Source organism: Conexibacter sp. CPCC 205762 (assembly GCF_030646155.1).
In the GTDB taxonomy this organism is placed as follows: Bacteria; Actinomycetota; Thermoleophilia; order Solirubrobacterales; family Solirubrobacteraceae; genus Conexibacter.
On the sequence record NZ_JAUTDN010000079.1, the window covers coordinates 1 to 10,483 of the forward strand.

A 10,483-nucleotide genomic window follows, 5' to 3' on the forward strand; every position below is an offset into this window, starting at 1 on the left:
CGAAGCGAGCGGCACGGGAGCGGGCGGCGCCGGGGTCGGCGGCGCGGCAGCGGGCGGCGCCGGGGCGGGCGGCGCGGGCACGGGCCGCGCCGGCGTCGGGAGCGGCTGGATCCACATCGGCGACGCTGCGATCGGCCGCGACGGCGCGCGCGGCGAGGTGCCGGGGCTGGCGTCGTGGGAGCTGCGCTTCGAGGGCGGCGAGCGGCCGTTCGCCTACCTCCCGCGCGGCTGGATGTACCGTGCGCCGCTGCCGCGCACGAAGGCGCTCAGCCTGATCCCCGCGCTGCGCGTCAGCGGCAGCGTGACCGTCAGAGGCCGCACGCTGACGCTCGACCGCTGGCCGGGGATGGTCGGCCACAACTGGGGCGCCGAGCACGCCGAGCGCTGGATCTGGCTGCACGGCACCTGCTTCGGCGGGCACGAGGACGACAGCTGGCTCGACCTGATCGTCGGCCGCGTCCGCGTCGGCCCGTGGACGACGCCGTGGGTCGCCAACGGCTGCCTCGCGCTCGACGGCCGCCGCCACCGCCTCGGCGGCATCGGCCGCGTCCGCGACACGAGCGTCGACGCCCGCCCCGAGCACGCCGAGCTGTGGATCCCGGGCGAGGACCTGTCGCTGCGGATCGAGGTGACGGCGCCGCCGAAGAGCGTCGTCGGCTGGATCTACAGCGACCCCTCCGGCGAGCAGCACAACACCGCCCACTGCGCGATCTCCGATCTGCGCGTACGGATCTCCCGCCGCGACCTGCCGCCGCTGGAGCTGACGGTCGCCGCCGGCGGCACCTACGAGCTGGGCATGCGCGAGCGCGACCACGGCGTCCCGCTCGAGCCGTTCAGCGACCCCTGACAGCCGGGCCGGCGATCGTGCCACGGCGGCCCTTCCCGACGACGCCCGGCGCGACTACGATGAGCGCCTATGCGCCCGCAACGGTTCCGCTCGATCCCTCCAAGGATCCGGCGACCTATCGCAACGGTGGGCCGCTGCTCGGCAGAGAGATGCCGGTCGCGCTGCCGGTCGTCGTCGTCGCGTTCGTCGTCGCGACCGGCGGCCCGCGCCTGATCGAGGCGACCGGCAACCACCCGGCCGCGATCGCCGGCTTCAGCTTCTGCTGCTTCGCCGCGCTGTGGACCGGTGTGGCGATCAACTACCGCCGCAGCCTCTGACGCCCGCCCCGCTCCCGCCTCAGCCCAACAACTCGATCGACAGCGCGCTGACGGCCCGGCGCACGCGTCTATCGAAGCTCGCCAACGCCGCTCCACCACCTTCGGCTGTCGCGATCGCGAATCCGTCCGCCAAGCTGATTCCGCGCCCGCGGTGTCGTGCCGCCGCCCGCGCGATCTCCGCACTTGGAGCGACCAGCCTGATCCCGAGCGCAGCGATCGCGTCGACCGCGCGCCGCAGGGTCGGCCCGTCTACCGCCGGCCGAACCAGCGCCTCTGCGTAGTTGACCGTGGAGAGCAGCCGGGGCGTCTCGTCGTCGACGAGTCTCAGGACGAGTGCCGCAGCCGCCTCGTGATGCACATCGCGTCGGTCCAGCGCCGCGATCACGACGTCGGTGTCCAGGACGCAGGCGTTCACGCGCGCTCGCCGGCGCGCAGCTGGTCCAGGTAACCAGGCTCGTAGAGCCCGTCGAAGACGCCGAGCGCGTCCGCGGCTCTTCCCGGTATCCGACGGACGATGATCACATCAGGTCCCTCGGCCTCGATCGACACCTCGTCACCGGGGCCCATTCCAGCCCGGTCGAGCGATTCGACGGGCAGCGTGACCTGATGCTTGGAGGAGATTTTCGGCACGCCTTTACCTTAGCGTAAAGGCGTGCCGGTCTCCGCCCTCCCCTACGCGTCCGGGTTGAGCGCGGTTCCCATCGCGTGGAAGCCGCCGTCGACGTGGACGATCTCGCCGGAGATCGCGCGCGACCAGTCGGACAGCAGGAAGGCGATCGTCTGCGCGACCGGGGTGTGGTCGGTCACGTCCCAGCCGAGCGGTGCCTGGCGGCCCCAGGCGTCGGCGAGCGTCTGGAAGCCGGGGATGCCGCCGGCGGCGACCGTCTTCAGCGGGCCGGCCGAGACGAGGTTGACGCGGATGCCGTCGGGGCCGAGGTCGCGCGCGAGGTAGCGCGCGGTCGACTCCAGCGCCGCCTTCGCGACGCCCATCCAGTCGTAGATCGGCCAGGCGACGGTGGCGTCGAAGTCGAGCCCGACGATCGTGCCGCCGCCCTCGGCTCTCGCCAGCAGCGGGCGCAGCGTGCGGCCCAGCTCCTTCAGCGAGAAGGCGCTCGTCTGGAACGCGGTCAGCGCGGACTCGACCGGCGTGTTGATGAAGTTGCCGCCGAGCGCGTCCTCGGGCGCGTAGGCGACCGCGTGCAGGACGCCGTCGAGCACGCCGCCCCACTTCTCATCCAGGTGGGCGAGCAGCGGCGGGTAGTCGGCCGCGTTGTTGACGTCCAGCTCCAGCACCTCGACCGGCTGCGGCAGTCTCGCCGCGACACGGTCGGTGAGGCGCTTGGCGCGGCCGAAGCCGGTCAGGACGATCTCCGCGCCCTGCTCCTGCAGGACGCGGGCCGTCTCGAACGCGATCGAGTCCTTCGTCAGGACGCCGGTGATCAGGAACCGGCGGCCCTGGAGGTTCACGCGACCCCCTGGACGGCGCGACGGTCGTCGATCGCGTCGAACGCCCACGCCAGCCGGCGGCGGGTCGTGTGCGGCTCGATCACCTCGTCGACGAAGCCGGCCTGCGCCGCGATCTCCGCGCCGAGGTGCTCCTCGGCGTAGGCGGCGGCCAGCTCGGCTCTCAGCGCGACCGGATCCTCAGCCGCGGCCAGCTCGCGCCGGTGCAGCACGCCGACGGCCGGCTGCGCGCCCATCACGCCCAGCTCGGCGTTGGGCCAGGCGAACGCCAGGTCGGCGCCGAGGTCCTTCGAGTTCATCGTGATGTAGGCGCCGCCGTAGGCCTTGCGCAGCACGACCGTCACGCGCGGCACCGTCGCCTGCGCGAAGGCGCGCACCAGCGAGGCGCCGTGGCGGATCACGCCGGCCTGCTCCTGCCGCGTGCCGGGCATGAAGCCGGGCGTGTCGACGAAGACGGCGAGCGGGATCCCGTAGCGGTCGCAGGTCTCGACGAATCTCGCGCCCTTCTGCGAGGAGTCGACGTCGAGCACGCCGCCCATGTAGCGCGGCTGGTTGGCGATCACGCCGACCGGACGGCCGTCGATGCGGGCGAAGGCGGTCACGATCGAGCGCGCCCACTTCGGCGCGATCTCCATCAGCGAGCCGCCGTCGACGATCCCGCGCAGCGCCGTGCGGACGTCGTAGACCTGGCGCGGGTCGTCGGGGACCGCGGCGCCCGGATCGGAGAAGTCGGGGTCGACCGAGAGGATTCTCGGCAGCCGGCCGCCGGCGTGCGACGGCAGGTAGGACAGCAGCGAGCGGGCCATGTGCGCCGCGCCGACGTCGTCGGGCGCGACCAGGTCGGTGACGCCGTTCTTCTCGTGCACCTTGCGACCGCCCAGCTCGGCGGCCGTGACGTCCTCGCCCATCACGTCTCTGACGACGCCCGGGCCGGTCAGGAACATCGCCGCCTGCTCGGTCATCACGACGAAGTCGGTCAGCGCCGGCGAGTAGCAGCCGCCGCCGGCCGAGAGGCCGCCGATGATCGATATCTGCGGCACGACGCCCGTCATCAGCACGTTCTGGCGGAAGATGCGGCCGTAGCCGCCGAGCGCGGCGGTGCCCTCCTGCATGCGCGCGCCGCCCGACTCGATGAAGCCGACGACGGGCACGCGGGCACGGCCGGCGAGCTGCATCACGCGGTGGATCGTGTCCGCGTGGGCGGCGCCGAGCGAGCCGCCGAGGTAGCGCGCGTCCTGCGCGTAGACGGCGACGGGGCGGCCGGCGATGCGGCCGAGCCCGCCGACGACGCCGTCGCCGGAGCGGGCGCGCGCGCCCAGCTTCGGCGACAGCACCTGCGAGCGCACCGCCTCGAACGAGCCCTCGTCGCAGAGCAGCTCGATCCGCTCGTGCGGGTGCAGCCGCTCGTCGGTTCTGATCTCTGCTACGGCACTCATGCGGATCCCTCCAGACAAAGCACGACGTTGTGGCCGCCGAAGCCGAACGAGTTCGACAGCGCCTTCGGCGTGCCGTTCTTCGGTGTCAGCGACCGGGACGACCCCGGCACGTAGTCGAGGTCGAGCGCGGGGTCGGGCTGCTCCAGCCCGAGCGTCGGCGGCACGATGCGGGCGTTCAGCGCGCCCAGCGTCGCGATCGCCTCGACCGCCCCGGCCGCCCCGAGCAGATGCCCGATCGACGACTTCAGCGACGAGATCGGCACGTCCTTCGCCGTCTCGCCGAAGGTCAGCTTGATCGCCGTCGTCTCGGCGGCGTCGTTCAGCTCCGTCGACGTGCCGTGCGCGTTGATGTAGTCGATCTGCTCGGGCAGCAGACCGGCCTCGCGCAGCGCCAGGTCCATCGCCTTGCTGGCGTAGGTGCCCTCGGGCAGCGTCGCGGTGATGTGGTACGCGTCCGAGGTGGTCGCGTAGCCCTTGATCTCGCCGAGGATATTCGCGCCGCGGGCCTCGGCCTTCTCGGCGTCCTCGAGCACCAGCACGCCGGCGCCCTCGCCCATCACGAAGCCGTCGCGGCGGGCGTCGAAGGGGCGCGAGATGCCGGTCGGCGACATCGCCGACGCGGCCTGGAACGAGGCGCGCGCGAGCGGCGTCAGCGTCGCCTCGGCGCCGCCGGTGACGATCGCGTCGGCGTCGCCCATCTGGATCATCCGCATGGCGGTGCCGATCGCGTGACCGCCCGACGCGCACGCCGAGCCGACCTGGAAGGTCGGCCCGCGCAGGCCGTGGCGCATCGACAGCGCGGCGGTGCCGGCGTTGACCATGAACAGCGGGACGGACAGCGGCGAGACGGCCTTGTCGCCCTTGTCGCGCAGGTTGTCGTGCTGGCCCTCGAGCGACTCGAGCCCGCCGATGCCGGTCGCGTAGACGCAGCCGATCCGCTCGGTCTCGTACGGCTTCTCGCCGTTCCAACCGGCCTGCGCGAGCGCCTCGTCGCTTGCCACCATCGCAAGCTGGGCGAAGCGGTCGTTGCGGCGAGCCTCCTTGACGGACAGGTGCTCCTTCGCGATGAACTCGCGACAGGCGCCCTCTCCGTCGGAGATGCCGACCTCCCCTGCTGCCCAGCGTCGCAGCAGCGGCTCGGCACCGACCCCGAGCGGGGTCACGGCACCCACACCGGTGATGACGACGCGTCTCTTCATCAGCTTGCCCGCGCCACCACGAGGTCGATCGCGTCGCCGACCGTCTTCAGCGACTTCATGTCGTCGCCCTTCAGCTCGACGCCCCACTCGTCCTCGACGATCTGGGCCAGCTCGACGAGGTCGAGCGAGTCGATGTCCAGCTCCTCGAAGGTCGCGGTGCGCGTGACCTGCTCGACGTCGGGGCCGAACGAGGCGAGCGCCTCGACGATGCGGCTCTCGACGGCTTCGGGAGTTGCAGCTGCCATGGGGGGTTCTCCTGTTGCTTTCTGTTTAAAGATCAGGCGGACATGCCGCCGTCGACGGTCAAGGTCGCGCCGGTCACGTAGCTCGCGGCGTCGGAGGCGAGGAAGCGGACGCAGGCCGCGACCTCCTCGGGCGTCCCGGGCCGGCGCGCCGGCACCACCTTCAGCAGTTCGCCGTCGAGATCGGCGGTCATGTCGGTCTCGATCAGTCCGGGCGCGACCGCGTTCACGGTCACGCCGCGGCGGGCGACCTCGGCGGCGATCGTCTTCGTCATCCCGACGAGCCCGGCCTTCGAGGCGGCGTAGTTCGCCTGGCCGGGGTTGGCCCGCAGGCCGACGACCGAGGCGATGTTGACGATCCGTCCGTGGCGGGCGCGCAGCATCTGCGGGATCGCCCGCCGCGTCAGGCGGAAGGCGGCGCCGAGGTTCGTGTCGAGCACGGCGTCCCAGTCGTCGTCCTTGATCTGGGGCGACAGGTTGTCGCGCCGCAGGCCGGCGTTGTTGACGAGCACGAGCACGGTGCCGAAGCGCTCCTCCAGCGTGCTGAAGAGCCCGTCGACGACGGCCGGGTCGGAGATGTCGCCGCCGACCGCGAGCGCCTGCCCGCCGGCCGCCTCGATCTCCGCCACGACGGCGGCAGCGGCGTCCGCGCCGCTGTTGTAGCCGACGCCGACCGGCCAGCCGTCGGCCGCCAGCGCCTTCGCCGTCGCCGCGCCGATGCCGCGCGAGGCGCCCGTCACGAGGGCGCAGCCTCTGCGCTCGGTGCTGCTCACAGCGTTCCTCCCCATTCGATCACGCCGCCGCCCCAGGTGAAGCCGGCGCCGAAGGCGCTCAGCAGCACGCGCGCGCCGGGGCGCAGACGTCCGTCTCTGCGCGCCGCGTCGAGCGCGAACGGTATGGAGGCGGCGGACATGTTGCCCGTCTTCTCGATGCAGTCGACGACTCTCGCCGAGTCCAGCTCCAGCCGCTCGCCGACCGCGCGCACGATCCGCCCGTTCGCCTGGTGGTAGGCGAAGAGGTCGATCTGGTCGAGCGTCAGCCCGGCCGCGGCGACCGCGTCGCGCGTCACCTCGGACATCCTGTTGACGGCGTGCTTGAAGGTCTCGTGACCGTCCATCTGCAGCGTTCTCTGCGCGTGCGTCGCGTAGAGGATCGACGGCTCGGAGCCATCGGCGCGCAGCAGGATCGGCCCGATCGAGCCGAGCTCGTCGGCGTCGGACGGGTCGGCGGCGGTGATCACGACCGCGCCGGCGCCGTCGGCGAACAGCATCGCCGTCGCCTTCGAGTCGTGGTCGGTGATGCGGCTGATGAAGTCGGCGCCGATCGCCAGCACGCGCTCGGCGCGGCCGGTCTCGATCTGCGCGGCCGCGAGCGCGACCGCCGACAGGAACGAGGTGCAGGCGGCGCCGACGTCGATCGCGCCGGCGCGCGTGGCGCCGAGCGCGTGGGCGACGAGCGGCGCCGCGTTCGGCGTCACCTCGTCCTGCGTCATCGTCGCGACCAGCACCAGGTCGAGGTCGCTGCCGGCGATCCCGGCGCGCTCCAGCGCCAGCCTGCCGGCGGCGGCGGCGAAGTCCGAGAGGCGCTCGTCGTCTCTGGCGACGCGCCGCTCGCGGATGCCGGTGCGGGTGTAGATCCAGTCGTCGCTCTTGCCGATGCGGGCGGCGACGACGTCGTTGTGGACGACCGTCTCCGGCAGCACGGCGGCGACCGAGCGCAGCGCGGCGCCGCGCGGGACGCTCGCCAGCGGCGCGCCGAGGCCGACCGGGTGGGCGGCCTGCTCAGGCATCGGCCGGCTCCAGCTGCTCGGCCGTCTTCGCCTCGACGTCGCTGAGCGTGCGGCGGACGAGGCCGGTCAGGACCTTGCCGGGGGCGGCCTCGACGAAGCGGGTCGCGCCGCCCTCGTTCAGCGCGACGAGCGTCTCGCGCCAGCGGACCGGCTGCGTGAGCGCGTCCGCGAGGCGGGCGGCGACGTCGTCGAACGGGACGGTCGTGATCGAGCTGACGACCTCGATCTGCGCCGGCTGGAAGTCGATCTGCGCGAGCGCGGCCGCGAACTCCGGCACCGCCTCGGCCATGAAGGGCGAGTGGAAGGCGCCGGTGACCGGCAGCGGGACGGCGCGCAGGCCGAGGCCCTTGGCGGTCACGGTCGCCGCGTCGAAGGCGCCTCTGCTGCCCGACAGCACGACCTGGTTGGGCGCGTTGTCGTTGGCGACGGTGAGACCGTGCGGCTCGGCGACCTGGGCGGCGCGCTCGGCGGCGCCGGTCCCCAGCAGCGCGAGCATCGAGCCGTCGCCGGCGCGCTCGCCCGACTCCTGCATCAGGCGCCCGCGGGTGGCGACCAGCTTCAGCCCGTCCTCGGCGCTCAGCACGCCGGCGGCGACGAGCGCAGCCACCTCGCCGAGCGAGTGGCCGGCGACGACGTCGGCGCTGAAGCCGGACGCGGCCAGCCGCTCCCACGAGACGACCGAGGCGAGGTAGATCGCCGGCTGCGCGTAGCGCGTGCCGTCGTCGACGCGTTGGAAGGGGTCGTCACCGACGACCTCCGAGGCGAGCTCGACGAGGTCGGGACGGTGGGCGGCGACGGTGTCGCGCATATCCGGGGTCTGACTTCCCTGTCCCGGAAACAGGACTGCGGTCTTCACGAAGCGCATACTTCTGCGCGTTATGGCCCCTTTCCACCCTGCTCTGGGCGCCTTCCCCCCGGTCGGGGGGGAGCTAGCGGACCGCCGTGGGGCCTCTGTTACCTCTCCCGCAGAAGGGTGTAGCTGAGCGCTTGCTCAGCCGAGCAGGCCGATGCGCTGGGCGCGCTGGACCGCCTCGGCGCGGTTGCGCGCCTTCAGCTTGCGGTAGAGCGCGCTCGTGTGCTCCTTGACCGTGTGCGGCGAGAGGTACAGCTGCTCGGCGATCTCGCGGTTGGTCGAGCCGGTCGAGATCAGGTCGAGCACCTCGCGCTCGCGCTCGGACAGCAGCGTCGAGGGCTGCTCGGCCTGCGGCGGGAACATCGTCATCCCGAGGCCGACCATCCGCACCGCCATCGCGACGTCGTGCGCGCCCCAGTCCTTGCTGACGAAGCCCGACGCCCCGGCCGCCTTCGCGGCGTGCGGGGAGATGCGCCCGGCGCCGGAGATCAGCAGCACGCGCGTCTCCGGCGAGGAGGAGCGGATCGACTCGCAGATGTCGGCGCCCGACTCGTCGCCGACGAACAGGTCGACGAGCGCGACGTGCGGGCGGTAGCGCTTGGTCATGTCCATCGCCTCGGTCGCGTTTCTGGCCGCGACGCAGCGCTCGACCCACGACTGCTCGCCGAGCAGCAGGCGGAAGCCCCAGTGGACGACGTCGTGGTCGTCGACGACGAGCACGCGCAGGCGCCGCTCCGACTCGATCGGCGTGGTCGGCAGGCTGTTCATCCCTCTTCGGTCTCCTTCACCGGAACCACGAGCCGCACCCGCCAACCGGGCGGCTGTGCCGCCTTCTCCGGGCCGAACTCGACGAAGCCGTTGTGCTGCAGCGCCTCGAAGGCCGCGAGCCGCAGCCCCATCCCGCCGCTGCCGCCGAGGCCGGCGGCGACGCCGCCGGTGATGCCGTCGTTGCGGACCTCCAGCGTGAAGGTGTCCTCGTCGCGCTGGACGGCGACCGCGACGCGCGACGGGTCGGCGTGCTTTCTGACGTTGCGCAGCGCCTCGCCGAGGACCGACTGCGCCAGTCCCTCCAGCCTGCGCGGCACGACGACGCCCTCGTCCCACGCCAGCACGATCGGCAGGTTGCTCTCGCGGCCGTGGCGCTCCAGCTCGGCGCGCAGGGTCGTGCCGGTCTCGTACGCCATCGGCGCCAGCGGCCGCTCCAGCGCCGAGCGCAGGTCGGCGAGCGCCTCGCCCATCTCGGTGCGGCAGCGCTCGCGCAGCTCCGGGCTCAGGTCGGCCTGGGTGCTGAGCACCAGCGAGACGCCGAACAGCCGCTGCATGACGCGCTCGTGGATCTCGCGCGCGAGGTCGATCCGCTCGCCGAGGCGGCGGGTGCGCTCCTGCTGGCGGGTCGCGTTGCGGGCGGTGGCGGCGAGCGCGGCGGTCTTGCCGAGCGTCCACATCAGGTGGCGCTCGCCGTCGCCCAGCTCGAAGTCGCCGGCGCCGCGGTCGGCGACGATCACGCCGTAGCGGTGGCCGGCGGCGGCCAGCGGCGTGCAGACGAGCGCGGTGATGCCGAGCAGCTGCGCGTAGTCGCGCGGGACCTCTCTGTCGATCGCGTCCGACTTGACGACGATCACGCGATCCTCCAGCAGCGCGCGCTGGGCGATCGGGGCGTCGTGCAGCGTCGGCCGCAGCTTCGCCAGCTGCGTGAAGGAGATCCCGTGCGAGCCGACCGCGCGCACCCGCATGCGGCTGGCGTCGTAGAGGAAGATCGCCGCCCGCCGCATCGTCGTGAGACGGCAGATCGCCTCGCAGATGCGGTGGTAGAACTCGGACGAGGTCGTGTCCGACTCGATCTCCGACAGCAGGTCGACGAACACCTCCAGCGGCTCGACGCCGCCGAAGATCCCGGTCTCGTGGACGGGTGCCGGCGGAGGCGGCGGCATCCCGGGAAGCTGCTGTTCTCCGCTCAGAAGGCGGTCAGGAGATCGGGCGAGTGGAACGTCAGGTCGAGCGGGCATGTGCGGTGCAACGAGAGGCGGAGCGCCTGCTCTGGCGTGAGGAAGACGTCACGTTCGTGACCACACGTCGTGCAGGCGCAGCGTGCCCGTCGATCGTACCGCCCGCCGTCGAGCGACCACCTGACGGCCGATGAGAGACAGACCGGGCAGCTCAGCGAAGCGGCCACGAGGGCGCCGCTGTCAGCCGGGTTGAAGTGGGCTGTCTCGCACGGCATGTGATGACTCTACGCCACCGCAGGGACGTCGAAACGTCGGCGTGTCTCATACAGCGTCGTGCGCTCTGCGGCGGGCCGGCCGGCGGCGTGCGCGGCCGCGACGAGCTGGTCGGGA

Annotated in this window: 13 protein-coding genes; 2 read left to right on the forward strand and 11 right to left on the reverse strand. The window is 72.7% G+C overall.

The features are described 5' to 3' along the window. The coding region (locus tag Q7L73_RS28155; protein ID WP_304715776.1) for a hypothetical protein at positions 1 to 847 on the forward strand (847 nt) is incomplete at its 5' end. A gap of 59 nt (positions 848 to 906) precedes the next feature. Continuing rightward, positions 907 to 1,164, forward strand: a complete 258-nt coding sequence (locus tag Q7L73_RS28160; RefSeq protein ID WP_304696118.1) for a hypothetical protein — start codon at positions 907 to 909, stop codon at positions 1,162 to 1,164. Between the two features lie 19 nt (positions 1,165 to 1,183). Here Q7L73_RS28160 and Q7L73_RS28165 read toward each other — a convergent pair whose 3' ends face one another. From Q7L73_RS28165 to Q7L73_RS28215, 11 genes are all read right to left on the reverse strand, one after another. After that, positions 1,184 to 1,579, reverse strand: coding sequence for a PIN domain-containing protein (locus tag Q7L73_RS28165; protein WP_304696120.1), 396 nt, complete (start codon positions 1,577 to 1,579; stop codon positions 1,184 to 1,186). Continuing rightward, complete coding sequence (locus tag Q7L73_RS28170; RefSeq protein ID WP_304696122.1) at positions 1,576 to 1,794, reverse strand: AbrB/MazE/SpoVT family DNA-binding domain-containing protein; 219 nt, start codon at positions 1,792 to 1,794, stop codon at positions 1,576 to 1,578. The genes Q7L73_RS28165 and Q7L73_RS28170 overlap by 4 nt, the downstream gene beginning before the upstream one ends. A gap of 42 nt (positions 1,795 to 1,836) precedes the next feature. Beyond that, positions 1,837 to 2,631, reverse strand: a complete 795-nt coding sequence (gene fabI / locus Q7L73_RS28175; protein WP_304696124.1) for an enoyl-ACP reductase FabI — start codon at positions 2,629 to 2,631, stop codon at positions 1,837 to 1,839. Further along, a complete protein-coding gene (locus Q7L73_RS28180; protein ID WP_304696126.1) occupies positions 2,628 to 4,064 on the reverse strand; it encodes an acyl-CoA carboxylase subunit beta in 1,437 nt (478 codons plus the stop codon). Before Q7L73_RS28180 ends, fabI begins: the two co-directional genes overlap by 4 nt. Continuing rightward, positions 4,061 to 5,263 (reverse strand): beta-ketoacyl synthase, encoded by a 1,203-nt coding sequence (locus Q7L73_RS28185; RefSeq protein WP_304696128.1) that lies wholly within the window; start codon positions 5,261 to 5,263, stop codon positions 4,061 to 4,063. Before Q7L73_RS28185 ends, Q7L73_RS28180 begins: the two co-directional genes overlap by 4 nt. After that, on the reverse strand, positions 5,263 to 5,508 hold the full coding sequence (locus tag Q7L73_RS28190) for an acyl carrier protein (protein ID WP_304696130.1): 246 nt from the start codon (positions 5,506 to 5,508) through the stop codon (positions 5,263 to 5,265). The genes Q7L73_RS28185 and Q7L73_RS28190 overlap by 1 nt, the downstream gene beginning before the upstream one ends. A 32-nt stretch (positions 5,509 to 5,540) precedes the next feature. Further along, positions 5,541 to 6,278 carry a 3-oxoacyl-ACP reductase FabG gene (gene fabG, locus Q7L73_RS28195; RefSeq protein WP_304696132.1) on the reverse strand — a complete coding sequence of 246 codons (738 nt, stop codon included), beginning with the start codon at positions 6,276 to 6,278 and terminating at the stop codon, positions 5,541 to 5,543. Further along, positions 6,275 to 7,294 (reverse strand): beta-ketoacyl-ACP synthase 3, encoded by a 1,020-nt coding sequence (locus tag Q7L73_RS28200; RefSeq protein WP_304696133.1) that lies wholly within the window; start codon positions 7,292 to 7,294, stop codon positions 6,275 to 6,277. The genes fabG and Q7L73_RS28200 overlap by 4 nt, the downstream gene beginning before the upstream one ends. Continuing rightward, on the reverse strand, positions 7,287 to 8,102 hold the full coding sequence (locus Q7L73_RS28205; protein ID WP_304696134.1) for an ACP S-malonyltransferase: 816 nt from the start codon (positions 8,100 to 8,102) through the stop codon (positions 7,287 to 7,289). Before Q7L73_RS28205 ends, Q7L73_RS28200 begins: the two co-directional genes overlap by 8 nt. A 183-nt stretch (positions 8,103 to 8,285) precedes the next feature. Then, on the reverse strand, positions 8,286 to 8,915 hold the full coding sequence (locus tag Q7L73_RS28210; protein WP_304696136.1) for a DNA-binding response regulator: 630 nt from the start codon (positions 8,913 to 8,915) through the stop codon (positions 8,286 to 8,288). Continuing rightward, on the reverse strand, positions 8,912 to 10,078 hold the full coding sequence (locus Q7L73_RS28215; RefSeq protein ID WP_304696138.1) for a GAF domain-containing sensor histidine kinase: 1,167 nt from the start codon (positions 10,076 to 10,078) through the stop codon (positions 8,912 to 8,914). Before Q7L73_RS28215 ends, Q7L73_RS28210 begins: the two co-directional genes overlap by 4 nt. Between the last annotated feature and the right edge of the window lie 405 nt (positions 10,079 to 10,483).

Excerpts from the sequence above, each read along its gene's own strand:
- Q7L73_RS28210 (WP_304696136.1), bottom strand. The coding sequence starts at position 8,915 with ATGAACAGCCTGCCGACCACGCCGATCGAGTCGGAGCGGCGCCTGCGC.
- Q7L73_RS28185 (WP_304696128.1), bottom strand. The coding sequence starts at position 5,263 with ATGAAGAGACGCGTCGTCATCACCGGTGTGGGTGCCGTGACCCCGCTC.
- Q7L73_RS28180 (WP_304696126.1), bottom strand. The coding sequence starts at position 4,064 with ATGAGTGCCGTAGCAGAGATCAGAACCGACGAGCGGCTGCACCCGCAC.
- Q7L73_RS28205 (WP_304696134.1), bottom strand. The coding sequence starts at position 8,102 with ATGCGCGACACCGTCGCCGCCCACCGTCCCGACCTCGTCGAGCTCGCC.
- Q7L73_RS28215 (WP_304696138.1), bottom strand. The coding sequence starts at position 10,078 with ATGCCGCCGCCTCCGCCGGCACCCGTCCACGAGACCGGGATCTTCGGC.
- Q7L73_RS28200 (WP_304696133.1), bottom strand. The coding sequence starts at position 7,294 with ATGCCTGAGCAGGCCGCCCACCCGGTCGGCCTCGGCGCGCCGCTGGCG.
- Q7L73_RS28160 (WP_304696118.1), top strand. The coding sequence starts at position 907 with ATGAGCGCCTATGCGCCCGCAACGGTTCCGCTCGATCCCTCCAAGGAT.
- Q7L73_RS28190 (WP_304696130.1), bottom strand. The coding sequence starts at position 5,508 with ATGGCAGCTGCAACTCCCGAAGCCGTCGAGAGCCGCATCGTCGAGGCG.